Origin of the sequence: Parasaccharibacter sp. TMW2.1890, from assembly GCF_023337645.1 — a bacterium.
Taxonomy (GTDB): Bacteria; Pseudomonadota; Alphaproteobacteria; order Acetobacterales; family Acetobacteraceae; genus Bombella; species Bombella apis.
This window is the reverse complement of the sequence record NZ_NWUV01000004.1, coordinates 80,871-107,356: the sequence shown is the minus strand read 5'-3', so window position 1 is coordinate 107,356 and position 26,486 is coordinate 80,871. Positions and strand designations below refer to the sequence as shown.

At 60.4% G+C, this 26,486-nt stretch carries 23 protein-coding genes; 9 read left to right on the top strand and 14 right to left on the bottom strand.

The genetic code is table 11. From position 1 onward, the window contains the following. The first annotated feature begins 225 nt into the window (after positions 1-225). From katG to CPA54_RS08365, 4 genes are all read left to right on the top strand, one after another. Positions 226-2,466 (top strand): catalase/peroxidase HPI, encoded by a 2,241-nt coding sequence (katG, locus tag CPA54_RS08380; protein WP_086431739.1) that lies wholly within the window; start codon positions 226-228, stop codon positions 2,464-2,466. Between the two features lie 87 nt (positions 2,467-2,553). Further along, positions 2,554-2,997 (top strand): pseudoazurin, encoded by a 444-nt coding sequence (locus CPA54_RS08375; protein ID WP_154980901.1) that lies wholly within the window; start codon positions 2,554-2,556, stop codon positions 2,995-2,997. 110 nt (positions 2,998-3,107) lie between these two features. Beyond that, positions 3,108-3,692 (top strand): cytochrome b, encoded by a 585-nt coding sequence (locus CPA54_RS08370; RefSeq protein WP_227431408.1) that lies wholly within the window; start codon positions 3,108-3,110, stop codon positions 3,690-3,692. A 270-nt stretch (positions 3,693-3,962) separates the two neighbouring features. Then, complete coding sequence (locus CPA54_RS08365) at positions 3,963-5,246, top strand: cystathionine gamma-synthase family protein (protein ID WP_043561774.1); 1,284 nt, start codon at positions 3,963-3,965, stop codon at positions 5,244-5,246. A gap of 89 nt (positions 5,247-5,335) precedes the next feature. On the opposite strand, the gene CPA54_RS08360 is transcribed toward CPA54_RS08365, so the two are convergent. The 6 genes from CPA54_RS08360 to CPA54_RS08335 all read right to left on the bottom strand — a co-directional run bounded on the left by CPA54_RS08360 (position 5,336) and on the right by CPA54_RS08335 (position 10,358). Further along, positions 5,336-5,986: a methionine ABC transporter permease gene (locus CPA54_RS08360; RefSeq protein WP_043561771.1), complete on the bottom strand. Its 651-nt coding sequence runs from the start codon at positions 5,984-5,986 to the stop codon at positions 5,336-5,338. Next, positions 5,967-7,004: a methionine ABC transporter ATP-binding protein gene (locus tag CPA54_RS08355; protein ID WP_043561769.1), complete on the bottom strand. Its 1,038-nt coding sequence runs from the start codon at positions 7,002-7,004 to the stop codon at positions 5,967-5,969. The genes CPA54_RS08360 and CPA54_RS08355 overlap by 20 nt, the downstream gene beginning before the upstream one ends. Further along, the gene (locus CPA54_RS08350) at positions 7,001-7,831 is read right to left on the bottom strand and encodes a MetQ/NlpA family ABC transporter substrate-binding protein (RefSeq protein WP_081562507.1); all 831 of its coding nucleotides are present in this window, start codon (positions 7,829-7,831) and stop codon (positions 7,001-7,003) included. The genes CPA54_RS08355 and CPA54_RS08350 overlap by 4 nt, the downstream gene beginning before the upstream one ends. Before the next feature lie 306 nt (positions 7,832-8,137). Further along, complete coding sequence (locus CPA54_RS08345) at positions 8,138-9,025, bottom strand: hypothetical protein (RefSeq protein WP_249086096.1); 888 nt, start codon at positions 9,023-9,025, stop codon at positions 8,138-8,140. Beyond that, a complete protein-coding gene (locus tag CPA54_RS08340; RefSeq protein WP_043561766.1) occupies positions 9,022-9,894 on the bottom strand; it encodes a 3-hydroxyacyl-CoA dehydrogenase family protein in 873 nt (290 codons plus the stop codon). The genes CPA54_RS08345 and CPA54_RS08340 overlap by 4 nt, the downstream gene beginning before the upstream one ends. A gap of 176 nt (positions 9,895-10,070) precedes the next feature. Next, complete coding sequence (locus CPA54_RS08335) at positions 10,071-10,358, bottom strand: YciI family protein (RefSeq protein WP_043561763.1); 288 nt, start codon at positions 10,356-10,358, stop codon at positions 10,071-10,073. Between the two features lie 212 nt (positions 10,359-10,570). Between CPA54_RS08335 and CPA54_RS08330 the strand changes: the two genes are divergently transcribed. Further along, positions 10,571-10,735, top strand: a complete 165-nt coding sequence (locus CPA54_RS08330) for a YqaE/Pmp3 family membrane protein (protein ID WP_043561891.1) — start codon at positions 10,571-10,573, stop codon at positions 10,733-10,735. Between the two features lie 108 nt (positions 10,736-10,843). Here CPA54_RS08330 and CPA54_RS08325 read toward each other — a convergent pair whose 3' ends face one another. The 8 genes from CPA54_RS08325 to CPA54_RS08290 all read right to left on the bottom strand — a co-directional run bounded on the left by CPA54_RS08325 (position 10,844) and on the right by CPA54_RS08290 (position 22,054). Further along, complete coding sequence (locus tag CPA54_RS08325; RefSeq protein WP_181005237.1) at positions 10,844-13,306, bottom strand: mechanosensitive ion channel family protein; 2,463 nt, start codon at positions 13,304-13,306, stop codon at positions 10,844-10,846. Positions 13,307-13,517: 211 nt separating this feature from the next. Further along, a complete protein-coding gene (locus tag CPA54_RS08320; protein WP_249079983.1) occupies positions 13,518-14,801 on the bottom strand; it encodes a tetratricopeptide repeat protein in 1,284 nt (427 codons plus the stop codon). A 3-nt stretch (positions 14,802-14,804) separates the two neighbouring features. Continuing rightward, the gene (locus tag CPA54_RS08315) at positions 14,805-15,245 is read right to left on the bottom strand and encodes a biopolymer transporter ExbD (protein WP_043558836.1); all 441 of its coding nucleotides are present in this window, start codon (positions 15,243-15,245) and stop codon (positions 14,805-14,807) included. Between the two features lie 113 nt (positions 15,246-15,358). After that, a complete protein-coding gene (locus tag CPA54_RS08310; protein WP_248460284.1) occupies positions 15,359-15,781 on the bottom strand; it encodes a biopolymer transporter ExbD in 423 nt (140 codons plus the stop codon). A 3-nt stretch (positions 15,782-15,784) separates the two neighbouring features. Further along, positions 15,785-16,831 (bottom strand): MotA/TolQ/ExbB proton channel family protein, encoded by a 1,047-nt coding sequence (locus CPA54_RS08305; protein ID WP_249086094.1) that lies wholly within the window; start codon positions 16,829-16,831, stop codon positions 15,785-15,787. Positions 16,832-17,033: 202 nt separating this feature from the next. After that, positions 17,034-17,723: an energy transducer TonB gene (locus CPA54_RS08300; RefSeq protein WP_081562504.1), complete on the bottom strand. Its 690-nt coding sequence runs from the start codon at positions 17,721-17,723 to the stop codon at positions 17,034-17,036. 601 nt (positions 17,724-18,324) lie between these two features. After that, positions 18,325-19,456, bottom strand: a protein-coding gene (gene prfB, locus CPA54_RS08295; protein ID WP_103765750.1) for a peptide chain release factor 2 whose coding sequence is annotated in 2 segments (ribosomal slippage) — positions 18,325-19,386 and positions 19,388-19,456 — 1,131 coding nt in all. Because the reading frame shifts where the segments join, the coding sequence is not laid out codon by codon here. 39 nt (positions 19,457-19,495) lie between these two features. Then, positions 19,496-22,054, bottom strand: coding sequence for a penicillin-binding protein 1A (locus CPA54_RS08290; RefSeq protein ID WP_249086093.1), 2,559 nt, complete (start codon positions 22,052-22,054; stop codon positions 19,496-19,498). A 174-nt stretch (positions 22,055-22,228) separates the two neighbouring features. Between CPA54_RS08290 and rph the strand changes: the two genes are divergently transcribed. From rph to CPA54_RS08270, 4 genes are all read left to right on the top strand, one after another. Continuing rightward, positions 22,229-22,951, top strand: coding sequence for a ribonuclease PH (gene rph, locus CPA54_RS08285; RefSeq protein ID WP_043558726.1), 723 nt, complete (start codon positions 22,229-22,231; stop codon positions 22,949-22,951). Beyond that, the gene (gene rdgB / locus CPA54_RS08280) at positions 22,951-23,571 is read left to right on the top strand and encodes an RdgB/HAM1 family non-canonical purine NTP pyrophosphatase (RefSeq protein ID WP_249086150.1); all 621 of its coding nucleotides are present in this window, start codon (positions 22,951-22,953) and stop codon (positions 23,569-23,571) included. The genes rph and rdgB overlap by 1 nt, the downstream gene beginning before the upstream one ends. Positions 23,572-23,841: 270 nt before the next feature. Continuing rightward, the gene (locus tag CPA54_RS08275; protein ID WP_249086091.1) at positions 23,842-25,461 is read left to right on the top strand and encodes an alginate export family protein; all 1,620 of its coding nucleotides are present in this window, start codon (positions 23,842-23,844) and stop codon (positions 25,459-25,461) included. 223 nt (positions 25,462-25,684) lie between these two features. Continuing rightward, a complete protein-coding gene (locus CPA54_RS08270) occupies positions 25,685-26,458 on the top strand; it encodes a phosphoadenylyl-sulfate reductase (RefSeq protein ID WP_081847662.1) in 774 nt (257 codons plus the stop codon). Positions 26,459-26,486 lie beyond the last annotated feature (28 nt).

Sequence of the window (26,486 nt, the reverse complement as noted above, 5' to 3'; positions counted from 1 at the left end):
TTTCCTTGTATATATGCTAGGTTTCCTTTATGAGGAAGGGTTTCTCTGAAAAGAGTTAACTTATAAGAGTTATTAAAAATAACGATTTACTTGTTTTACCCCCCATCGATAATATAACTCCTGCGATGTGTAGTAGTGGCGTGTGGGACGGCTCCAATCGTGCTCCGGCTCGTTGTTGCTATACAATCTGTCGAGATCTTATCCATGAATGGGGAACTGATCAGGATGAAACTGAAGAATTTCGGGGCTGCTCTGCTGATCGCCAGCACGACCCTGACATCTTTCGCCTCTGCAGCCATGGCTGCCGATGTTCCGAGCCCGAACCAGTACTACTGGCCGAAGGGCATGAACCTGGCCAAGCTGCGTGCTCACGATTCAGAGTCTGATCCGTACGGTGCGGATTATTATACGAACTATCACAAGAAGTTTGAGCAGCTGAACCTTCAGGAAGTCCGCAAGGACATCGAGAAGGTCATGCTGACCTCTCAGCCCTGGTGGCCGGCTGACTACGGCAACTATGGTCCGTTCTTCATCCGTATGGCCTGGCACAATGCCGGTACGTACCGTGCCATCGATGGCCGTGGTGGTGAAGAGGGTGCCCAGCAGCGTTTCGCCCAGCTGAACGACTGGCCGGACAATGCCAGCCTCGACAAGGCCAAGCGCCTCCTGTGGCCCGTCAAGAAGAAGTACGGTGAGAAGCTCTCCTGGGGTGACCTTATCGTCCTGACCGGTGACGTCGCCCTGAACCAGATGGGCTTCAAGACCCTCGGCTTCGTCGGTGGTCGTCCGGATGACTGGCAGTCCGAGCTGATCTACTGGGGTCCGGGCACGACGTTCTTCCCGAACAAGAGCTCCTTCCAGGTCGGTCAGAACGGTACTCTGAAGCACCCGCTGGCTGCCACGCACATGGGCCTGATCTACGTGAACCCGGAAGGGCCGAACGGCGATCCTGATCCGGTCAAGTCCGCTGCCATGATCCGTCTGGCATTCGGCCGCATGGCCATGAATGATGAAGAAACCGTGGCCTTGATCGCCGGTGGTCATACCTTCGGCAAGGCTCATGGTGCCCATCCGAACTCCTGCCTGAGCGGCCCGCCGGTTGCCAACGGTGTGGAACATCAGGGTCTGGGCTGGGCCGACCACTGCATCAAGGGCAAGCAGACGGCTGACGATGCGTCCACCAGCGGTCTGGAAGGCTCCTGGTCTGCCGATCCGATCCACTTCACCACGCAGTACATTGACAACCTGCTGAACAATGACTGGGTGCTGGGCACAAGCCCGACCGGTGCTCACCAGTGGCACACCAAGACGGATGACAAGATTGCTCCGGATCCGGCAAACCCGAATGATCCGTCCAAGATGCGTCCGATCATGATGTTCACCACGGACATCGCCCTGAAGACCGATCCGGCCTACCACAAGATCCTTGCCCGCTGGGCCGAGCATCCGAACGAGTTCGCCGATGCCTTCGCCCGTGCATGGTTCAAGCTGGTCGTTCGTGACATGGGTCCGAAGAGCCGCTACTTCGGCAGCGAAGTTCCGAAGGAAACCTTCGTGTGGCAGGACCCGGTCAACATGCCGGCCAAGCCGATCAACCAGGCTGACGTCCGTGAGCTGCGCAAGCTGATCGCTGCAACCGGTCTGTCCGACCGTGAGCTGATCAAGACAGCATGGGCTGCTGCTTCTTCCCACCGCGTGACCGATCACCGTGGCGGTGCCAACGGTGGCCGTCTGGCCCTGATGCCGCAGAACGGCTGGGCCGTGAACGATCCGGAAGAGCTGAAGACCGTCCTGCCGAAGCTGGAGCAGGTCCGCGACAAGTTCAACGCTCACAGCGCCCGCAAGGTTGCTCTGGCTGACATCATCGTTCTCGGCGGTAGCGTCGGTATCGAGGATGCTGCCAGGAAGGCTGGTGTGAATATCCAGGTGCCGTTCGCTCCGGGCCGTGGCGATGCCACACAGGACCAGACGGACGTCAACTCCTTCAACCTGCTGGAGCCGACGGCTGATGCCTTCCGCAACTACTACCGTGCGGATGCGGACAACACGCCGCCTCTGAACGCTCTGGTGGACAAGGCTGACACGCTGGGTCTGACCATCCCTGAGATGACAGTCCTGCTGGGTGGTCTGCGTACTCTGGACATCAACACGGGTCACTCCGCCAACGGTGTGCTGACGAAGAACCCGGGTGTGCTGAGCACGGACTTCTTCACCAACGTGCTGACGATGGACACACGCTGGCAGAAGGTTGAGGGTCAGGAAGACCTTTACGAGGGCTTTGACCGTGCAACCGGGCAGAAGCAGTGGACAGCCACGGACGTGGACCTGGTCTTCGGTGCCAACCCTGAGCTGCGTGCCGTTGCTGAGGTTTACGCCTCCAACGATGGCAAGGCGAAGTTCTACAATGACTTCGTGAAGGTCTGGACGAAGGTGATGAACCTCGACCGCTTCGACCTGCAGCGCTAAGATCTGTCCCTTCCTGCGGGAAGATCAGACGATACATTCCGTCGGGGAGACATCTCCCCGACGGTCTGTCCAAACGTGGAGGATAGCATGTTGAAATTTGCTGGTGGTGCACTCGCCCTGTTTATGGCAACAGCCTTTTCTGCCACGGCGGCTACGGTTGATGTGCAGATGCTGAGCCGTGGCAGTCACGGTTTCTCTTTTGAGCCAGCTGTCGTTTACATCCATTCTGGTGACAGTGTTCATTTCATTCCGACGGACAAGGGTCATAACGCCCAGTCCATCCCCGGCATGACACCTGATGGCGCACAGCCCATCAATGTTCCTTTCAGCCAGGAAAAGACGGTACAGTTCACCAAGCCGGGTCTGTATGGCTATAAGTGCCTGCCCCATTTTGCGCTGGGCATGGTAGGGCTGGTTGTTGTCGATAATGCCAACAATGAAGCAGAGGCCCGCAAGGCGCCGCTTTATGGCGCTGCCAAGCGTCGCTTCAATGAGCTGTTCCAGGATGTGGACAGCAAGAAGGGCAAGTAAGAGGGGTCTGGCCCGAGGGCTGGAGACTGTTTACTGCTGGGTCGGCCCTGTTTCCGTTTTCAGGAACGGAGGGGCCGCTTTTTTTATTCCATGGTCTATGGAGACAGAGTGTGTCAGAGAAAGTGGAAACAGGAACCGGCAGACCGGAACGTTATGGTTCGGTGGCCATCATCCTGCATTGGGTGATTGCGGTATTGATCCTCTTCATGATCGGCTTGGGGCTGTATATGGATCATGTACCCCTCAATGATCCGACACCCCTGCATCAGCTGCACAAGTCTGTCGGCATCGTGACCATGCTGCTGATTGTGGTGCGTGTCCTCTGGCGCCTGACACACAGGGCCCCGGCCTTGCCGCAGGACCTGTCGGCAGGGCAGCGTGTGGTGGCAGGTGGGATGGAAGGGCTCCTCTACCTGTATCAGATCATCCTGCCCGTGACGGGCTGGCTCATGGTCTCTGCCATGGCCATGCCGATCGTGCTGTTCGGGCTGGTATCGTGGCCGCTGATCCCTCTGCCGCAGAGCGTGATGGATAGCGGCTATCTGGCGGAAATCATGCCAGATGTTCATAACTGGCTTGCATGGACTTTCGGTGGATTCATAGTCCTGCATGTGCTGGCAGCTCTTTATCACCGTTTCATCCGGAAAGATCAGGTGGTGGACCGCATCCTGCCCCGCCATGGGGGGGGACGGTAAGCGGTTCCTTTTTGCCGGGTCAGCCAGCAAGCACCCTCATCGGTCCGATGGGGGTGTTTTTTTATGTTGGCTGCCAATGGGGGGCACAGCTTTATCCGCTCTGGGGGATGTGGTATCAGTCGATGGATCAGGCAGGATATAAGGAAAACAACATATCCTTGTTCTGCTCTCCAGACTGGCTGCCCTGGTGCCGTATTGGCACTGTCCGGCAGTCCTGAAGCTGGGTGATGGATCATATACAGGCTAGGTACCTGCTGAAGGAAATTCCCAATGGCGTCAGATCACAAGAAGACCCATATTGGCAGCCACAAGCTGCATCCCGAGACACAGATGCTCAATTACGGTTATGACCCGGCCCTTTCGGAAGGAGCCGTGAAACCGCCCGTGTTTCTGACGTCGACCTTCGTTTTTCCCACGGCAGAAGATGGCCGGGATTTTTTTGATTATGTTTCCGGCCGGAAAGAACCGCCGGAAGGCAAGGGACAGGGGCTGGTCTATTCCCGCTTCAACCATCCGAACAGTGAGATTGTTGAAGACCGTCTGGCTGTTTACGAAGAAGCAGAGCGTGGGGTGCTGTTTTCTTCTGGCATGTCGGCCATTGCCACCACTCTGCTGGCCTATGCCCGCCCCGGTGATGTGATTCTTCATTCCCAGCCGCTCTATGGTGGGACGGAAACCCTGCTGACCAAGACCATGGCTTCCTTGGGAATCAAGTCCGTGGGGCTGGGAAGCTGCGGAGTGGATGAGGCCATCATGCGTGAGGCTGCCGAAAAGGCCATCGCAGAAGGGCGTGTCTCCCTGATTCTGATCGAGACACCGGCCAACCCGACCAATGGTCTGGTGGACCTGAAGCTGGTGCGCCGCATTGCCGAGGAGATCGAGGCCAGACAGGGCAGCCGTCCCATCATCGTCTGTGACAACACGCTGCTCGGGCCGCTTTATCAGCATCCGCTGAAGCATGGGGCCGATCTGTCACTGTATTCCCTGACAAAATATGTCGGCGGCCATTCCGATCTCGTGGCCGGGGCCGTTCTGGGCAGTGATGCCATGACACGCCCGGTGCGTCAGCTCCGTGGGGCCATTGGAACCCATCTGGACCCGCATAGCTGCTGGATGCTGGGCCGCTCTCTGGAGACGCTGGGGCTGCGCATGGAGCGTGCCACCCTCAATGCCCAGCGTGTGGCGGAGCTGCTGCGGGATCATGCCAAGGTGAACAAGGTGCATTTCCCACCGTTCTACGAGGCTGATTCGGCGGAGGGGAAAGTCTATGCCCGCCAGTGCAGTGGTGCCGGCTCGACCTTCTCCTTTGATATTGAAGGGGGTGAGGCTGCGGCTTTCCGCTTCCTTAATGCGCTGAAGATCATGAAGCTGGCTGTCAGCCTGGGAGGCACGGAGTCTCTGGCCAGCCATCCGGCGACGATGACACATTCCGGCGTGCCGAAAGAGGTACGGGAGCGCATTGGCGTCACGTCATCCACCGTGCGGCTCTCCATCGGTGTGGAGCATGTGGATGATCTGCTGGTGGACGTGAAGCAGGCGCTGGACGCCGCCTGAAGGTCACGGTGTCAGCCCTGATACGGAAAAGCCCGCCTCTCTGAAGGGGCGGGCTTTTTTTTAATGGCGATAGAAAGAAGGCGGATGCTTCAGTGTTTCAGCCAGCGGGCCAGACTGTTGCCGATGAGCTGCATCAGGCTGACCATGATGATGAGAACCACCACCACCCCGAACATGACGGTGGTGTTGAAACGCTGATACCCGTAACGGATGGCAAGGTCACCCAGGCCCCCCGCCCCGATGACGCCCGCCATGGCAGAGGCCCCGACCATGGTGATGAGCGTGACCGTCACGCCGGTGACAAGTCCCGGCAGGGCCTCGGCAATCAGGACGGAGCGGATGATGGTCATGCGTGTGCCACCCATGGCCCGGACGGCATCCACAAGGCCGGAATCAACCTCCCGCAGGGCCATCTCGGCAATGCGGGCAAAATAGGGAATCCCGGCGATGGATAGCGGCACGATGGCCGCTTCCGTCCCCAGAGACGTCCCGGCGATGAAGCGCGTGACAGGGATGAGCAGCACCAGCAGGATGATGAATGGCACGGCACGGACGGCATCCACCACCATGCCCATCAGTCGGGCGGCAAAAGGCAGCCGGTACAGCCCCTGCGGGCCGGTGGCGATCATGAACAGGGCCAGCGGCAGTCCGAACAGGACGGAAAGGGCCGTGGAGGCCACGACCATTTCCAGCGTCTGCCATGTGGAATGGAGGATCAGCTTAAGAATGAGAGGGGACATATCCCAGGACCTCCATGTTCTGCGCTGCCGTCTTCAGGTGATTCAGAGCCTGTTCCGTCCTGTCTCCTTCAAGGCTGAGGATCATGTCACCACTCAGATGGTCCCCGACGGTGGTCACGCCGCCCTGTAGCAGGGCCGTCTGCACGCCGAACCGTTCATGCAGTGCACTGAAGAGCGGCTCGCTGGCATCAGTCCCGCTGAGGACGAGCCGTACGATGGCCTTGTGTGGTCCTGCTGACGGTGTGGCAGCCATCGTCTGTGCCAGAAAGGCAGGGAGGGAGGGACGGATATCTGCCAGAAGGGTCTGGAGGGTCCGGTTGTTCTGTCCATCCCGGAGGAAGTCCAGCAGGGTTCCATCTTCGACGAGGCGGCCATGATCGAGGACCAGGATCCGCTGGGCAAAGCGGCGGACCACATCCATCTCATGGGTGATGAGAACGATGGTCAGCCCCAGCTTCCTGTTGATGTCGGCCAGCAGGTTGAGGATGGAGCTGGTGGATTCCGGGTCCAGAGCAGAGGTGGCCTCATCGCAGAGGAGCAGCGTCGGGTTGGCTGCCAGAGCACGGGCAATGCCGACACGCTGTTTCTGCCCGCCGGAAAGCTGGGAGGGGTATTTCTTTTCAAAGCCCTTCAGCCCGACAAGCTCCAGCAGTTCCGCAATGCGGTTGGCCTGTTCTTTGCGGGGGCACCCGGCGATCTGGAGGGGCAGGGCAATGTTGCCTGCCACGGTGCGGGAGGTCAGCAGGTTGAAATGCTGGAAGACCAGACCGATCTTGCGGCGGATGCGGACAAGCTGCCGCTCTGGTTGTGTGGTGAGGTCCACACCATCCAGCAGGATGTGGCCCTGCTGGGGGCGTTCCAGCGCACAGAGGCAGCGGAGCAGGGTGGACTTCCCTGCTCCAGAGCGGCCGATCAGCCCCACGACCTCCCCCTGCTTTACCGAGAAGGAGATGTCCTGAAGAGCCGTATGCTGCCCAAAACTGTGGGTGACGTGCTGGATGTCGAGAATGGGCTTCATGGCCACGCAGGTGTGACTGTGCCGTGATAGATGTCCAGAATGAGCTTGTGGACATTCGGCTGGTGATAGCTTTCCACCAGCGGCTTGACCCATTCAGCGTTGGCATCACCCTCATTGACGGAGATGAAATTGACGTACGGGTTGTTCTTCAGCCCCTCCACGCCAATGCGTTCCTGCTCGGTGATGCCTGCCTTGCGGGCCCAGTCCATGTTGACAACGGCAGCATCCAGATCAGGCAGGGAGCGGCCAACCACACCGGCATCCAGCTCTTCGATGGAGATGTTGCGGGGGTTGTCGGTGACATCCAGCGCCGTGGGGAAAAGGCCGGAATCAGCAGGCAGACGGATCAGCCCCAGTGTTTCCAGCACATGGAGGGCACGACCCTCGTTGCTGGGGTCGTTGGGGATGCCAATACGGGCATTCTGCGGAATTTCGGCCACGGAGTGCCATTTGTGGGAATACAGGCCAATCGGCTGGAAGTATGTGTCGCCGACAGGGACGATCCTGTAGCCGTGGGCCTTGATCTGGGCATCGAGGAAGGGCCGGTGCTGGAAGGCATTGGCGTCCACGTCATGCTCGGACAGGGCCTCATTGGGCGTGTTGTAGTCGGAGAATGGGATGATCTTCAGCGTCAGGCCACGCTGGGCAGCATTCTGGCTGACGAGCCGCCAGATATCCTCGTCCTCGCCAGACATGATGCCGATTTTCAGCGTACGGCCATCGGCACGGGCGATTCCCGGATGGGCCAGGCCAAGGGCGGCAGCACCAGCCAGCCCTGCTGAAAGGCCAAGAAAACGGCGCCGGGGAAGGTGGGAAAACCGGGACATGGTGGTACCTTTCAACATTAAGGGGTGGATCAGTACGGTATCATGGACAGTTCCACAGAGGTGGAAAAGTCTTGCCAAGGCTGCACCATTACATCCCGCTTGTGCGGAATGATTTTTCTGGCCGGGGAAGGCCGTGCGTAGAGAGTGTTTTTAGCGGGTCGCTCTATTCTGTCAAGGTAAAGAGATGACCATATGAACAGTTAATGATAAAGGAATATAAAGCCTGATGAATATGTGCGGGACTTTATGAAAGGCCTTTCACCGTGTCTGTTCGGGGGCAGGTGTTCCTGCCCCCTGTAGAGGAGGTCAGTCTTCCTGTACCACCAAACAGAGACCTGTTGTTGGTGCCTGTTTGGTGATGAGTCTGGCCTGTCCGGTTTCGAGAATGACTTCCCGGATGGATCCGCCAAGGTCACTGACAAAGGCCAGGGTACCTTCGGCATCGACCGCCAGACCGATGGCCTCATCCAGGTCCCGCAGGATGACCTGCTGGTCATGCAGCCCGTGTTCATCCACCCGGGCGACATTGAGGCTGTTGCCATCGGGCGCAGCGCCACGGTCCGTCCACCAGAGCTTGCCCAGAGCAGGCGAGACATGCAGGTCGATCGGCTCTGGCAGATGGTCGGCCAGAAGCTCGATGTCATGACGGTCTGCGGGGTCCGTACCGGCAGGGAGGTCCAGAGACATGCGGAAAATGCGGCCACGCCCCCCTTTGGGAGGGCCTTTCTGCGACCAGTAGAGATGGCCGTTGCTGGTATCAAGGGTGATGCCTACACAGTGGCGTGTGGCATCCTTCACGTGCTCCGGGTAGGTGCCGGTCTGAAGAAGCACCTCCACGTCGGAGCCATCACGGCGGCACCGCATGATGCGCATGCCTTCACGGTCGCACCAGTAGAGATGCTCGCCTCCCGGGGTGGATGTCAGCTGTTTGGGGGTGACGACCAGTCCGTTGGCCACAAGCACCTTGTGGTCGCTACCATCCAGTCGGGCGGATTCGATGGTGCCATCGGCATCACTGGGGTTGGCGCCCATGTTCGTCCAGTATATCCGGCCTTCCGTGGGGTCGATCCACACCCCGTCCGGGCAGCCCCAGCCGATGTCGATATGGGACAGTGGGCAGCCATCCTGTACGGAGAGGGCAGTGATCCGGGCAGGTTCGATCTCGAGTGAATGAAGAATGATGTTTCGGGTCATGAGGTGGCCTTGCTGTAATCATAGAAACCACGCCCGCTTTTCACGCCCAGCCTGTGTTCGGCAATCATCCTGCGGAGCAGCGTGCGGGGCGCTTCGGGCAGGTGGGGGAAGGCTGCGGCATAATGTTCCTCGATCTGGAGGACGATATCGAGTCCGACCTGGTCCATGAGGCGGAATGGCCCGGCAGTCGTGCCCTGTGTCTCGCAGTAGAGGCGGTCTATGGTTTCGGGGTCGGCCACACCTTCTGCGGCGACACAGAGGGCTTCACGCTTGATGGCGGCCCAGATGCGGTTCTCGATGAATCCGATGCTCTCTTTCCGGGCAATGTAGGGGGACAGTCCCACCTCGCTGAAATAGCGGGCCAGATCCTCCATGAGGGCCGTGTCAGTTTCTCCACAGGACATGAGTTCCACGGCCCGTTTTTCAGGTGGCATCATGAAGTGGGTGTTGAGGACCCGGTTCTTCTTCGTCACCTTGCCGACGATCTGGCTGGAAGGGAATGAGGAGGAGTTGGTGGCGAGGATGGCATCGGCAGGTGCCAGCTGGTCCAGCTGGCCAAAGATGTCTGTCTTGAGGTCCTGCTTTTCAGGCAGGGCCTCGATGACAAGCCAGGCGTCTTTCACGGCGTCTTCCAGTGTGGTGGCGATGTCCACATGGCCGGCTTTTCCACCTTCGACAGAGGCGACAACGTCAGGCAGGTGCTGCCCGACATAGGCGATGGCCTTCCGGGTGGTTTCTTCCTGCCTGTCAAAAAGGCGGACGGTGCCGCCGCGTGTTGCCAGCATCAGGGCGATACGGGAGCCCATCGTGCCAGCGCCAAGGATGGCGGCAGGGCGTTCAGGCACCTTTTCCGTCAGAAAATCTGCCATGGCATGTTCCTTTGCTGAAAGGGGCTGGCGGGGGCCAGACCTCACGGCTCATCTTATTGAATGAATGGCTAACATTTACTTTATCATTACGTGTCGCCTGCTGCGATCATCTTTGGATAACGGAGACGTCATCTGGCAGGCCATGCTCCTTGTGGCGTGGCCTGCCGGGCTCATGGTCAGCGGGTCTCTGTCAGTTCGGGGGCAAGTTGCGCCGTTCTGAACTCGGTGAAGTCGTATTGCCCCACGCCAGAGGTGATGAAAGGGTCTTCCGCCAGAAGGGTTTCAATTTCCTCTCTGGTGATCCCATCCCGGACAATGAGAATGCCCCCATCCCCCGATAGTTTGGGGCCGGATGCCAGCAGGATGCGCCGCTCGAAAAGCGTTGCAAGGAAGGCACGGTGTGCAGGGCGTTGGGCCTGAACCTCATCCGGGGAGGCGAGATAGGACACTGAGGCGATGATCATGGCAGACACTCTTCTGATTCATGGTGCCGTTTTGGGGGAGAGGAGCCCCCGGGGCGGGTGGAAGTTCCGGTTTTCTGGCAGTGTCATTCCAGCGGACAGAATAACACTTTCATAATAATGGCATTTTTTTTAAGGATGAAGGAGATGGTTTTCCGTACTGGGAACCCACTGTTTTTGCAGTCATGCCCGTATTGCATGGAGGAATAATCATGATTCGTATTCTGATCGCCTTTTTCGTCCCCTGGCTGACGTTCTTTACCATTGGCCGTCCGATTGCAGGAATCATCTGCCTGGTGTTGCAGATCACCATTCTGGGTTGGATTCCGGCAACCATCTGGGCGCTTCTGGCTCTGCGCTCCTATGATGAGGCTCGCTGAGCTTTCAGTCTGGCCGGAAAAAAGCCCCTGTCCGTAAAGGCAGGGGCTTTTCTGTATCAGCCCCCCTTGCCTGTCATGGCGGAAGGGGGGGGGAAGGGCAGAGGCCGGTCAGGCCTTGTTCTGCCCGGTGGTTGTATCGGGCACGCCCCTGCTGTTGATGAAATGCTCCAGCGCCGGGCCCTGGATGTCCACCACATCACGGGGATACTGGATGCCCGCCTGTTCGAACCGTTTTTTCATGCGGCGGTTGAATTCCCATTCCACCGTCCAGCGTCCGGCATTCGTGGTGGGATAGACACCCTTTACGGAGACGGAGGATGTGCCGATGGCAGACACGCCCCAAAGGTCGAAATCTGCCAGGATGAGGTCTCTGTAGGCCTCTTCATTCCGCATTTCCTTGCCAATTTCCACAAGGATGGCAGCGACCTGGTCCGTATCGCTGTCGATGTCCACCGTGGCGAGAATCATCGCACGGGAGAAGTCACGGTTGTAGTTGGTCACCTGGCTGAGCGAGCTGAACGAGAAAATGTTCATCGACCCGTCATTGGCCCGGACATGAACGGAGCGCAGGGAGAGCCGTTCGATCACGCCATAGGTGCCGTTCAGCGTTACGGAGTCGCCGACAGTCAGGGCATTTTCCAGCAGGAGGAAAATTCCGCTGATGAAGTCCTGCACCAGCTTCTGGGAGCCGAAACCCAGCGCCACACCAAAGATGGAAGCACTGGCGATGAGCGGGCCTGTATCAATTCCAAGCTGGGAGAGGACCGTCAGCCCGATGATGACAGCCAGAACCAGCAGGAACAGGATGCGGAACATCGGTGTCAGTGTCTGCAGGCGGGCAATGCGGATCTGCACATCCCGGCTGTCCTGTTCGCCCAGACGGCGGATATGATGCTCGATGGTCACATTGGCGACCTCCCAAGCCAGAATCCCGATGACCAGAGCCACCAGAATGGTCAAGGCTGCCTGGAAGATGCGGGGACCAAGCGTGTCATGGCCGAGCAGGATGTAAACCGGAGCGCCCCACGCCAGAGCAAGGGCCAGAATGGTCAGGACGGCCATGACGAGACGGATGACCGTCGTGGCAGCCGGGTAGTAACGGCGGATGCGGAACAGCGTCTCTTCATTGAGATTCCAGCTGTCCAGTGCCCGCATGAAGCGCTCCAGCCCGCCATAGGCCAGAATGCTGACAATGCGGACAGCCACCAGCGCCACCAGGGTACGGACGAATATCTGGAGGATGAGCTGGTATCCGCCATCAATGTCGGCTGCCCAGACAAGCCACAGGGCGAAGTCGAAGAACAGGGCCACAATCCACCAGCTGCCGGAGACCAGCGCCATGATGGACTGGAGGCGGCGGTTGGCTGCACCGATATGCTGGCAGGCATGCTGCACCCGCTTGCGGGAGCGGATGATCATGACGGCGAGGAAGAGGTGGACGGCCAGCAGCAGGAGCTTCTGGAGACCGCTGGAAACAGCCATAGGCATGGCCATGGCGTGCAGCATGGCCAGCAGTGAGAAGCCCCAGGCCAGAATGACACCAATCTGGCGGAAATAGCGGAAGATGAAGGTTGAGGAACTGTCCCGCAGGATGCTCAGCCGCAGCCATGGGGTCTGTGGGGCGAGGAAGATGCGCAGGACCAGGGTCCACACGCCCAGCCCGATGCCGATCAGCCAGGAGATGCTCCAGATTGCATGGGCCGCTTCGGTGGAAGGGGCAGGGTCCAGCACGCCCATCAGCAGGGCGATCAGGGGAAAGGTGCAGATGGTGATCAGCTCCAGCAGGGCGCAGGCCAGCGTATAGGGAGCGCGGCGCAGGCAGAGCATGAGCTGTGTCAGTGCCCCCTGATGGCGGAGACTGTCCTCAAGGCTGGCCTGGGTGGCGGCGGCCTCCTCTTTGGTCTGCTCATTATGGGTGGCTGCCGTGCGGGCTGTATCCGTGGCGGCTTCCGTTGCTTCGGCACGGGTCTTGTGCAGTTTTTCAGCTTCCTGCTGGAAAACCATGTGGTCGTGCTTTTTCGCCATGCTGCTGATGCGCCGGTAGAGAGGGCGCAGGATGATGCGCACGCCGAAGAAAAGCAGGTAGCTGCACACCAGCATGATGACCACACGCAGGGCGATGTGGCCGACACGGGCCTGTAGGGCCGGGTCATGCACAAGGGCCTGAACCCACGGGGCAATGGCGCCGAAATCGATGATGCTCTGATGCAGGATGTGCAGCTGCTGGAGGGCACGGTCACCGAAAAGGGCAATGTTTTCCCGGGCCAGATCAATGACGGAGGCATGTTTCGCCTGTGGCTCGGCCTGGGTCAGGTTCTGGAGGGTCGTCAGGAATTTCTGACGCTGGGCATCATCGCTCAGGACAGAAATGAGCTGGCGGGCCTGGTCAGCGGAGAGGCCTGTCGTGGTGGCTGGTGCCGGGGCGTCTGCGGCCAGTGCCCGGGCGGGCAGGGACCCGAACAGGGCCAGACAGGCCACCAGCAGGGCTGGCAACAGGCTGCGTACGAACAGACCGGTAAAATGCCGGTACGGAGCGGCCCCCGTGTTGGGGTGCGGTATTCTGTCAGTCATGTAGATACGCATCTCCTTTTTTGGTGTGAGGCGGCAGCATGCCTTCTGTCCGGGCCGTTTTCGCAGAACAGTGTCAGGATTTTAAGGCACGCTCTGGTGAAAGGAGGATTAATTTTCTGAAATCCCCTGTTTCAGGCAGGAGGGGTGCCGCCATCCCGTCCCGGTATCGGAGATGGAATGGCGGAGTATGCAAGGCCTTATGGCCCGTTTTTCAGTGGGATGGACGTGCGGAGAGCTGAACGGCCCATAGCTGGGCCAGATTGTTGGCAGTCCCCTCGCCATCCATGCTGCTGAAGAGCTGGAGGGCTTCTGTCCGGCGTCCGGCGTCCATCATGGCCATGCCCAGGGAGAGGCGGGCGAGGTCCGGCTGGTGGGGCTGTTTCCCCAGTCCCTGCTGCATGAGGGCCAGACCCTGATCCACCTGTCCGTTGAGGACAAGGTTGTATCCGGCTGTCAGGGAGGGGCCCGCCTCGGTGGAGGTTTTGGCTTTTTCTACCATGGCGGGGAGGCTGGTGCGGGCTTTTGCGGCACGTTGAGCCACGAAAGCCCGGAAATGCGCCTGGGCTTCTGCCCCGGTGCCAGTTCCCAGCAGGTGGCGGGCATAGCCTTCATCCAGAAGGTTCAGGGCCAGCTGGGGCAGCTCCATCTGCACGGCCCGCTCTGCCATGTCCTGAAACTCGGCCGGGCTGGTCAGCAGGCCAGTGGCCAGGCGCAGACGCTGGAGATTGAAGACCATGCGCGGCGTGAGGGAATGGTCGGTTGTCAGGTCATGGATCAGCATCTGCCAGTACTGGGGTCGGGCATGATATTTCACCAGTTTGACATAGATGCCTGTCTTGCCCGCCGTGTCATGCAGCTGGTCGTAAGCGGCGGCGAGCATCTGGAGCTGGTTTTCCGCCGGAATCTGTCCAGCCTTCCGGTCGGCGGCCAGCATGGCCCGGCCTGCCTCCACCGTGCCCTTCCAGTCCTGCTGGAGATAGTGGCACTGGAGGAGAAGGGTCTGCATCTGCTGGTTCGGGCCGACTTCCTTCAGATAACGGCTGGCTGCGTTGGCGGCACTGGCATAGTCACGGGCTCCATAGGCCAGACTGGCCTGCGCCATGAGCATCTGCTGCCGTGCGGCTGGAGTGGTGCGGCTGTTCCTGATGAGGGTTTCATAGGCCTTCAGTGCGACAGGGACATTGCCCGCCTGGCTGGCCGCCGCTGCCCGCATCTGGGCGATGACGTAGCTTTCATAGTCGCTCTTTCCTGCCACGGCATCAGCAGCATTGACGAACTCCAGGGCTTTGGCTGGCTGATGGCTGGACAGAGCCGACTGTGCATTCTGGAGCTGCGTGCCGACCTCCCGGCCCAGCTCATCCTCTGCCTGCGCTGCCCCGATGAGCAGGCGGGTGGGAGCCTGCCCGGAGATGGGGGACAGGCAGGAGAGGGCAGACAGGCCAAACATGCCAGCCAGCAGCCAGCCGTGCGGGTGTTTCGGGTTTGGCAGGCTCATGGGTTACTGTCCTTCCACAAACTGGTCCAGACCAACAATGCCCAGCTTCGTCACGCCAAGGCGCTGGGCGTCCGCCATCACATGGGCCACGGTCTTGTAGGTGGCAAGACGGTCGGGACGGATATGGATCTCCGGCTGCTCACCTGTCACGGGATGGACGGCCCCGTTCAGATGGGCCTGAAGGTCCTCCTCCGAGGTGATGGGCGTGTCATTCCAGCTCAGCGTATTGTCATAGCTGATGCCAATTGTTGCAACCTGTGGCTGTATTGCAGAGGGTGGTGGATCGCCCTGGGGGAGGTCGATCGCTACGGAATGGGTCTGAAGCGGGATGGTGATGATGAGCATGATGAGCAGCACCAGCATCACGTCGATCAACGGTGTCGTGTTGATGTCGACAATGGCTTCATCTTCATGAGTGCTGCCCGTACCAACGTTCATGGCCATGAGGAATCTCCAAAAACTGTCTGCCTCGGGCGTCATGCCCCGGTGAACCGGGCCGGGGAGAACCGGCAGGAAGGGCCCCCACCCGGCAGGGCAGGGGCCGGAAAGACCACAGGTCAGTCGTGCGGCTGCTCTGTGATGAAGTCAACGTGCTGGATGCCTGCCTCCTGGCAGGCCGCCACGATCTTGCCAATGGGCATGTACTGGGCCGAACCGTCCCCGCGGATCTGTATCTGCGGCTGGGGCTGCTGGCGTGCTGCTTCCATGAGACGGCCGACAAGCACCTTGTGGTCCCCGATGGGCTGTGTGTTCCAGTAGGTCTGCCCATCCGCCGTGACAGCCAGCACGATGTTGCCAGGCTTGGTCTGGGTTGGCTGGTTGCGGTCTACCGGCAGCTTGACCTTTACGGTGTGCGTGGCCACCGGGATGGTGATGAGGAAGATGATGAGCAGCACCAGCATGACGTCAACCAGCGGTGTCGTGTTGATGGCTGATACCACCTCGCCATCATCACCCATGTCTCCGGTGTTGAATGCCATGGTTCAGATCCGCTCGTTCGTGGTTGTCGTGGTCGGGCTGTTATCCTTCGTGCTGTTGAACACGGCGTCATGACGGTAACCGCCGATCAGGACGGAATGAAGGTCGGACCCGAAGTTGCGGACACGGTCCATCGCACCCTTGTTGCGACGGACGAGCAGGTTGTAGCCCAGCACGGCCGGCACGGCCGTGGCCAGACCGATGGCTGTCATGATCAGGGATTCACCGACAGGACCGGCCACCTTGTCGATGGAGGCCTGGCCGGCAATGCCAATGGCTGTCAGGGCATGATAGATACCCCAGACCGTACCGAACAGCCCGATGAAGGGGGAGGTGGAGCCGACCGTACCAAGGAAGGCCAGCCCGCCCTGAAGACGTGTGTTGATGGTCTCCAGCGCCCGTTGGATGGACATGCTCGTCCATGACTGGAGGTCGATGGAATCCCGCATGGAGCCTTCATGATGGCGTGCTGCCACGATGCCGGTCTCGGCAATGTAGCGGAAGGGGGAATCCGCCTTCAGTGTCTGTGCCCCTTCCTGGATGGTCTTCTGTGTCCAGAAGGTCTGGTTGACGGCCCTGGAGGCCCGGAAGAGGCGGGATTGTTCAAGGAATTTGCTGATCATGATGATCCATGTCCCCAGAGACATGATGGCCATGATGAGCAGGACGCCACGGGCGATGATGTCACCGTTTTTCCAGAGTGCACCCAGCCCGTAGGGGTTTTCCTTCGGTGCTTCCTCGGTCGGTTTTTCACTGACCGGCGTAGCGGTGACCGGGGTGCCGCTTTCAGCACCAGCTGGCGGAGCAGCGGGTGTGGCCCCTGCTGGTGCCGTGGCCGGTGCAGCCCCGGCGGGGGGAACTGCGGGTGTGGTGCCTGCGGGAGGCTGGGCTGCCATCGTGGTCCCGGCGGGCGGAGCGGCCGGGGCAGCGTCCTGCGCAAAAGCGGTGGAGGCCAGCGGCATGGCAGCCAGAGTCAGGGCCAGGGCCGTGCCATAGACAGCGTGCGCCCGGGGCGCAGCAACAGTTACGGGGAGGCGGAACAGTCTGGTCATGAATCCCATATCCTTGTCTAAAAAAGCACCAGTCTGGAGGTGCTGCACCGGTGGGAGAAACCTCCCGTATCGGTCTCCCTGTCATTCCTGCCATCCATGGCAGGTCGGGACAATGTGAAAACGTCTGCTACCCTGCCCCCGCAGGGGTGGCCCGTTTGGGGCAGGGCAGCTTCATGCTGGTCTGTGCTGGCTCAGAATGGCTTCATTCATCACCAAGGGTAAAGTCCACATGCAGGACGTGGTTGTGTTCCACGACTGGCTGCCCACCCACCACGGCTGGCTGGTAGCGGACTGGTGAACGCTCGAGGAAGTCCAGCGCACTTTCGGCAAAATCGTGCCCGCCCTTGACGCTCAGCAGCTTGCAGTTGGCCGGTTTGCCGTTGGTAAGGATGTCGCAGGAGGCCGTCACGGAGCCCTCACGGCTTTCCTCCTGTGCTTCCTCTGGATATTCCGGCCGCACATTGTTGATGGGCATGGCACCAGCGGAGTGGTCACTTTCAGACGAGCTGTTGCTGGAGCTTGCCGATGGTGCCGCTGCTGAAGACTGGGCCGGGGCCGATGGTGCAGGCTGGGGTGCCGCCGCCTTCGGTTTGGGGGCTTTCTGGTGGCTGTGCTGGATCGGCGGTTTGGGGGGTGGTGCCACCCTGATCTTGGGAGGGGGGATATAAGGTGGCGGCGGTTGCACCATCACCGGCTGCGGTGGTGGTGGAGGCGGCGGCGGTGGGGGAGCCTCCGCAATGACACGTGTCTGGATGGGAGGATGTGCGGGTTCCTGCTTTTCCATCCTGGTAAGTGTCAAGGCATAGACCACCAGCCCGATGGCCAGAAAAGCCACGACAACAGCGACGATGTAATCCGTCGGTTTGCGTTGCTGGGCGGCATAGCTTCTCATTCCAAAACCTTCTTACCCTTTTCCACGCCGCAGGTCCGGCGCTTCTTCCCGGCAGGGCAGGCCTGCCAGCATGACTGGTACCCTCACAAGACGGGACGTGCCCGTACGGGGGAGGGGAAAAACCTTGTGCCGCATCACGGGCACGGCCCCATGCCGATTCCTTCTCCTCGTCCCTGGCGGTCAGGCCTTGCCCGGTAAGGGGAGACAGCAAAGCAGCACGGGAACGTTCCCGTATCGGTTCCTTTACCAATGGCCCAAGCCGCCCCTTTGATGCAAGGGCTCTCATGCGACTCTTTCGCAGGATCGCCTGTGCATAAACAGGGGCACATCTGTGGATATTTTTTGAGGAAACCGGAAAAACGGCAGTTTATGGACGATTTTGAAAGGTTTTTCGTGGTTGTGATGATGCCCGGCCTGTGAATTGTTTTGGTTGGTCCTTCTTATGAAAAAAACAGATTTTTTTTGATGATTGATATTAAATACGATATTTAATCGTTTTATTGGCGGAAAAAGCTACCATTAAGAGAGGGGACATGAACCAGAATGTCATGCCCCCTCTCTTGCGGTCTGCTCCGGGTGAGTGCCCCCGTGTCAGACGGGTTTACTGTGCCGTGGCGCTGGCCTCGGAGCGTGTGGCGCTCACACGCTGGGCCAGAGATGCTGCCATGAACTCATCCAGATCGCCATCGAGCACAGCATCAGGGTTGCCCTTCTCGATGTTGGTCCGCAGGTCCTTGACGAGCTGATACGGCGCCAGAACGTAGGACCGTATCTGGTGCCCCCAGCCGATGTCCGTCTTGGCGGCCTCGGCGGCGGAGGCCTCGGCCTCCCGCTTCTGAAGTTCGGCCTCATAGAGGCGGGCCTTCAGCATTTCCATGGCCGTAGCCCGGTTGCGGTGCTGGGACCGGTCCGTCTGGCAGGCCACGACGATACCTGTCGGGATGTGGGTGATGCGGATGGCGGAGTCCGTCTTGTTGACGTGCTGCCCACCAGCCCCGGAGGCCCGGAACGTATCCACACGCAGGTCGGAATCGATGATCTCGATTTCGATGGAATCATCCACAACAGGTGAGATGTAGATGGAGGCAAAGGAGGTCTGCCGCCGTGCAGCGGAGTCGAAGGGGGAGATGCGCACGAGGCGATGCACCCCGGCTTCCGTCTTCAGCCAACCATAGGCATTGGGACCGCTGACGAGGATCGTGGCAGATTTCAGCCCGGCCTGTTCCCCTTCACTGCTTTCCATCAGGGAGACCTTGTAGCCATGCTTTTCGGACCAGCGGGTATACATCCGCAGCAGCATCTCGGCCCAGTCCTGCGCTTCCGTACCGCCAGCACCGGCATTGACCTCAAGATAGCAGTCATTGCTATCGGCTTCACCGGAGAGGAGGCTTTCCGTCTCACGCTGCTGGGCCTGGGCGGCGAGGCTGCGCAGGGTGGCGAGGCCTTCCTGCACCACGGTGTCGTCATTTTCCATCTCGGCCAGCTCGACAAGGTCCAGCGTGTCCTGCACGTCGGCCTCCAGAGCCTCGACCCCTTCTATCTGGTTGGCGAGCATCGTGCGCTCACGCATCAGTTTCTGGGCGGCGTCCGGGTTGTTCCAGAGGTCCGGGTCTTCAGAGAGATGGTTCAGTTCGGCAAGGCGTGTTTTGGCGACATCCCAGTCAAAGATGCCTCCTCAGCAGTGCCACCGACTGCTTGATCTGTTCGGAGAGGGCTTCGGTCTCAGCCGACATCAGGCGTTCTCCTGCTTTCTTCAGGTTGATGTTGCTGCCTTAGTATAGACCACCGACGCCAATGTCACCTCCCTCTGCCGGGTTTGCTTTCTCCTGGGGCGGTGCTGCAGGTAGGGAAGCAGGGGCATGTGAGGGCATGGTTCCATCCAGCGGGTCGGTGATGGTACCACTGCTGGACGGGCTGGAGCTGGGCATGTCCGTCTCGGAATCAGGAATCATGTCCGCACCGGTGTCAGCAGCGGTAAGGGCCTGTGTCCCGGCTCCGAAACCATGCAGCGGCACGGAGGCTCCCGGAATCTGGTTCGGTTTGAAGGCATCCGTGGCACGGATGCGCCCTGTATCATATTCCGCCAGCGTGATGCCGTCCGGTGCGGGGAACTCCAGCCGGGGCCGGGTGGCGAAGACGGCCTTCATGATGCCGTTCCAGATCGGCCCGGCCAGATGGCCGCCTGTTTCATTCTTGCCCAGGCTGCGGGGCGCATCATAGCCGATCCACACCACGGTGACGGTGTCGGGAGAGAACCCGGCGAACCAGGCATCATGATAGTCCTGACTGGTACCGGTCTTCCCGGCGATGGGGCGGTCGATTCCCACGCCAGCCCGTACGCCCGTGCCCCGGGCGATGACATCCCGCATCATGGTGGTGATCTGGAAGGCACTCTGCGGCGAGGCCAGGACCGGGCGGCCATCATGGATGACGGGCATCCCGTTTTCTGTTGTCACGGTACGCCGGTTGGCCTGGTTGCGCCAGATGATGGTGCCATCAGGATTCTGGATGTAGTCGATCAGGCTGGGGGTGATGCTGTGGCCACCATTGGCGATGGCCGCATAGGCCCCGGCCTCCCGCAGGACGGTGGTCTCCACGGCCCCGAGGGCAGCGGGCAGGTAGGGTGGCATGTTGTCCACCATGCCGGACCGTACGGCCATGTCGCTGACGGCCTTCATGCCCAGATGGGCCGCCACACGGATGGTCACGAGGTTGCGGCTTTCCCGCAGGGCATCATGCAGGGTGGTGGGGCCCCAGTTGTCGTGTTCGTAATTCTGCGGCTTCCAGTCTCCGAAACTGATGGGAGAATCATCGAATGTTTCGGAGGGGGAAATGTCCCGTTCCATCGCTGCCAGATAGACCAGCGGCTTGAAAGAAGACCCCGGCTGGCGCTGCGCCTGCGTGACACGGTTGAACTGGCTCTGCTGGAAGGACCAGCCCCCCACGAGGGCCAGGACACGCCCCGTATGGGCATCCAGCGTAACGGTCGCCCCTTCCACCTGCGGAATCTGCTCCAGGGCGGCGGAGCCGTCATCCTGCGGCTCGATCATCACGAGGTCACCCGTCTGAAGCGGATGGGTGCGGCGGCTCCATGTTTCGTCTGTCTTGCGAAGCGTGGCAGTGTGGGCCTCATGCGCCTTCACCCAGCCGATACGGGGTGCTGGTGTTGTGGAGAGGACGACGGCCAGACGCCATGTGGACAGCATGCCAGCCGGATTTTTCTGCCGGGCCATGCTGCCCTGCCAGTCTGCCATGGCGTCACCGTCCAGATGGCCGACAGCCCCGTGCCAGCCCTCATGGGTGCGGGCATAGGCCATCAGCCCTTCCCGCAGCAGTTTCGTGCTGACCTGCTGGAGGTGCGGGTCGAGGCTGGTATGGACGTCCAGCCCGCCTTCCGTTGTCTGTTCCTCATTATAGAGGGATGTCAGCTGGCGGCGGACTTCCGCAGCGAACCATTCGGACCCTGCAAGCGGACCGAAGCGTACCTGCCCTTGCGGCACGAGCGGGTCCTGCTTGGCCTGCTGGGCTTCATCGGCAGGGATGGCGTGGGTTTCGCCCATCCGGTCCAGCACCCAGTTGCGCCGCCACATGGCCGCTTTGGGGTGGAGGAACGGATTATAGTTGCTGGGGGATTTGGGCATGCTGGCGAGCATCGCCGCCTCGGCATCGCTCAGCTGGTCCAGCGTCTTGTTGAAGTAGGTCTGCGCTGCCGCCTCGACCCCGTAGGCTCCGTTCCCCAGATAGATGCCGTTCAGGTAGATTTCCAGAATCCGGTCCTTGGAAAGCGTGTGCTCGATCCGCATGGCGAGCAGGGCTTCCCGCACCTTCCGTTCGATGGTCAGGCTGTTGTTGTTCAGCAGCATGACCTTGGCCACCTGCTGGGTGATGGTCGAGGCCCCCAGAGGCCGTTTGCCCTGATGGGTGAGGATGCTGACGATGTCCGTCACGCCCGCCCGCAGCATGGCCAGCGGGTCCACGCCGCCATGGGAATAGAAATTCTGGTCCTCCGCCGCAATGAAGGCATTGCGGACGAGCGGGGGAATGGCCCGGATGGGCACATAGATGCGCCGTTCGTGGGACAGCTCCGCCATGAGCTGGTCATCGGCCGTGTACAGTCGGCTGACCACGGGCGGCTTGTAATGCTGGAGAGCGTCCACGCTGGGCAGATTGGCGCTGAGATGGGCATACAGTCCCACCCCTGTGAGAATGACGGCAGAAACGCCAAACGTACCGATGCCAAGGGCAGCCCCCAGCAGAAACCGCCAGCGGCGGAAACGGGGCTTCTGGGATGGTGAGGGCGGGCTGTCTGGCAGCATGGGGGAACGCTTCATGCCCTCCCTATAACATGGCCTGCAAAAGAACGGGAAGAAGCAGAGTGTTGCCTGTTTTTTATGGGTGGGTATGGCCGAGGGGACGGGGGCTGCCTATGGTGGTGCCCTGTCATGGGGTGGCTGGTCCAGTCCCGCCCATGTGGATTTTCTGAAGAGATTCGAGGAAGCTGTTTCATGTTCGAACGTCCCTCCGGCCGTACTGACGACGCCCTTCGCCCGGTTACCATCGAGACCGGTTTTTCCACTCATGCGGAAGGGTCCGCCCTGATCCGCGTCGGCGGGACGGAGGTGCTCTGCACCGCTTCCGTCGAGACACGGGTGCCGCCGTTCCTGCGGGGGCAGGGCCAGGGCTGGGTCACGGCGGAATATGGGATGCTGCCCCGTGCCACCCACACCCGTGGTTCCCGCGAGGCCGCCCGTGGCAAGCAGTCCGGCCGCACGCAGGAGATCCAGCGTCTCATCGGCCGTTCCCTGCGGGCCTGTGTGGACCTCAAGGCTCTGGGCGAGTGCATGATCACGCTGGACTGTGACGTGCTGAACGCCGATGGCGGCACACGCTGTGCCTCCATTACCGGGGCGTGGGTGGCTCTGGCCATCGCTCTGGAAGGCATGGGCAAGTCGAAGGCGCTGACGGGGCAGGTGGCTGCCGTGTCCTGCGGGCTGACGGATGCCGGGCCGGTGCTGGACCTTGATTATGCGGAAGACAGCACGGCACAGGCTGATACCAATTTCGTTCTGACCGCTGATGGCGGCATCGTGGAAATTCAGGGTACGGCAGAAGAACGACCCTTCCGGCCTGAAGAATTCCAGATTCTGTTTGGTCTGGCCCAGAAAGGTGCAAAGGAGCTGTTCGCCGTGCAGAAAGAGGCTCTGGCCCGCAGGAAGGAAGGTGCATGATGAGCGGGCAGGATTCTGGCCGCCGTCTGGAGCGTGGCAGCGAGATTGTTCTGGCAAGTCACAATGAAGGCAAGCTGCGGGAATTTTCTCTCCTGCTGGCAGAGAGCGGCATCACGGTCCGCTCGGCTGCCGAACTGAACCTGCCAGAGCCTGAAGAGACGGCTGCCGACTTTGAGGGCAATGCGCTCATCAAGGCGGAAGCCGCTGCCAGGGCAACGGGCCTGCCGACACTGGCCGATGATTCCGGCTTCTGCGTGGCGGCATTGGATGGCAGACCGGGCGTCTATTCTGCCCGCTGGGCAGGCCCGCAGCGGGACATGACACTGGCGATGAACCGTGTGCATGAGGAGATGCAGGCCAGCGGGTCGGCTGACAAGGCAGCGTCGTTTGTGGTGGTGCTGTGTCTGGCATGGCCGGATGGGACGCATCGCTTCGTACGGGGTGAGTGTCGGGGGCAGGTCTCATGGCCACCGAGGGGGACGCATGGGCATGGTTATGACCCCATCTTCATTCCTGAAGGAGAAAGCCGCACGTTTGCCGAGATGGCCGAAACGGAGAAAAACCGCTTCAGCCATCGTGGGCAGGCGATGCAGCAGTTTCTGAAAGAGTGCGTAGCCTGACTGTAATAGTGGCTGTGTAGGGGATGGGTACGGCACCATTGATGGCTGTGCCCATCTTTTTTTGGCCATGGGAAACGTGATGGATGAGAGAAAAGTTAATTCACGTCTTAACATGGGTAATAAAATGGGATTTAATAAAAATAACTATTATTTAAAGTAATAAGTGAGCCGCTCATGCAGACAGGCAGGCCATCGTGGCGAGTGACGATGCAGGAAAGACCGGACCTGTCTCTGAGGTGTGTCAGCCTGTTGGGGCGGACGGGCAGGTTTTTGCGGTCCCCGGTAGTTCTTGCCGTACTGTCTGTTGCTGCAGGGCTGGGACAGGCGGAAGCGCAGGTTACTGAAAATGTTCCCCCTGCCGTGGAGACCATGCCGGGAGCCGGGGTGATCGGCCAGCCACGCCGTGTCACGCTGGAGGAGAACCGGTCCCGCAAGCGGCATCAGGGAGACTGGGGAGCCTTCAACTGGGGGAATGGTGAATTTGCCGGGTTCGGGCCAGTTGGTGTCTACGGGGTCGCCCCCTGGGCCGAGGACTGGAGCAGCAAGAAAGACCCCAGGAATTACACGGATTTTCTTGATCCCCTGAAGGCCATCCGCCTCAATGAGTCGGGCAGCATCTGGCTGTCGCTTTCCGGTGAATCCCGGATACGCAACTGGTATGAGTCGAGCCCCATGCTGGGGACGGTGAACAGGCGTCATTCCGGCCGGTTTACGGTACGCAACCTGCTGGGGGCGGACCTTCACCTTGGCCCGCACTGGCGGATATTCGGGCAGCTGAACAATGGTGAGGCGGCCGGATGGAACTATTACGGCTATAATGCGACATGGCGGCGCAGGCTGGGAGTGCAGCAGCTCTTTGTCGGGTATGAGCGTAAACTGTTCGGTGCAAAGACCGGCGTGATGGTCGGGCGGCAGCAGTTCCTCGATGCCCCTTCGTGGCTCGTCTACATGCGGGAAACTCCCAACGTCCCGCTTTCGTGGAATGGTGTCCGTGGCTATGCGCTGTGGAACCGGATCAGGCTGGACCTGTACAATTTTGTCGCCACACAGGTGACGAGGGATACCATCATGGGGGGCGGGTTTGATGATGGCACCCGCCTTTATGGGGGGAATGTCGGGATCGCCCTGCGGCCCTTTTCCATTGGGGGGGAGCAGGTCCATTCCTTTCTGGACCTCTTCTGGATGGGTTTCCGTGATGAGGGGAAAACGGCAGCCGTGGCCCGTTACAAAGGGTCGGAGGCGGGAACGCAGACACGACAGAATGGTGGCTTCCGCTGGTATGGTTCGGCACCGTCCTTCGAATATGAGCTGGGGGGCGTGTATCAGGGGGGACGGTTCCATCCCGGCACGTCATCCATTGCCAGCCGTCCCGTGAGTGCCTGGGCCGTGCGGGGCGTGCTGGGCTGGCGTCATTCCTCATCCTTTCTGCATCCCTTTCTGGGCGTGCAGGCGGAGGCTTACAGCGGAGGAGACAATCGCCGGAAAGAGGGAACCGTGGGCACGTTCTCGGCCCCGTTCTCACCCCGTAATGGAACGTTCGACCTGACACGCACCATTGCGAGGGCCAACATCGTGAGTGCCGGCCCGCTGGCCAGCATCGCACCCCGGCCTTTCATGAACATCCGCATCCGGGTGCCTTACCTCTGGAGGGAGAGCATGAATGACGGGCTGTATAATTCATCATCGCCTTTTTCTTTCCTTTCAGGGCCGAAGCTGCGGCAGGCCGGGCGGGCCGTGGGGTTGCAGCCGCAGGGGCAGGTGCAGTTCCAGCTTCAGCAGCACGTCAACTGGCAGATTGATGGGGGAGCGATTCTGCTGACACATCGCATGAGGCAGGCCGGGGGGAAGAACGGGACCTACATGCTCTCGACCCTCACGCTGCGTTTCTGAGCCTTCTGATAAATACGATTTTGTATTGTGAAAAAGAATGGCGGTCTCAGAGGCGATTTTCTGCCGTTTCCTGCCGGAGGTCAGGCTTCCTGATTCTCTGGTAAGCTCATAATGACATTCTTATATCCTGAAAAATTGATGATTTATCAAAAATCATCATTGAAGCCCGTTAAATATGTAATTAGTTTCTTTCTTATCGTATTTTCCGAAGGGAGCAGATCACATGGCAATATCGGACGATGAGTTCCAGGCCCTGCCCCGGCAGGAAGACGTGGCTGCCTCGGAGGAGGAAACGGGCCGTGTGCTGTCCTCCGTTCTGGCCCGTTTTCCGGGCCGTGTGGCGGTGATTTCTTCCTTCGGTGCCGAGTCTGCCGTGCTGCTGGCGCAGGTGGCGGCACAGGACAGAGCCGTGCCTGTCTTTTTTCTCGATACGGAGCGGCATTTCCCGGAAACGCTGGCCTATCGGGATGAGCTGACCCGTCATCTGGGGCTGGAGGATGTCCGCACCCTGCGCCCTGCCCGTGCCGAGGTGGAGTATCGGGACCCGGAGGGTCAGCTTGTGGCTTTCGACCCCGATGCCTGCTGCGCCCTGCGGAAGGTGGAACCGCTGGAGGTGGTTCTGCCGGAGTTCGACATCTGGGTGACAGGCCGCAAGCGGATGCAGGCGGCCACCCGGGCGGCCCTGCCCGTGGCGGAACGGCAGGAGGATGGCAGTGTGAAGCTGAATCCTCTGGCTGGCTGGAGCGAGGCGCAGATCGCCCGTTTCATGGAGGAGAAAGCCCTCCCGCCGCATCCGCTGGTGGCGCAGGGTTACCGCTCCATCGGCTGTGAACCCTGTACGAGGCCCGTGGGAGCGGGAGAGGACAGCCGTGCCGGACGTTGGGCCGGACTGGCCAAGACGGAATGTGGCCTGCATCGGCCTGTTTCCACACCGCCCGACGCCAATGTGGAAGAAATCTCAGCTGCTGCCCTGATTGCAGAGCGGCCCGCACGATAAGACCGGGCCGCATGGCCCATCAGGAAGG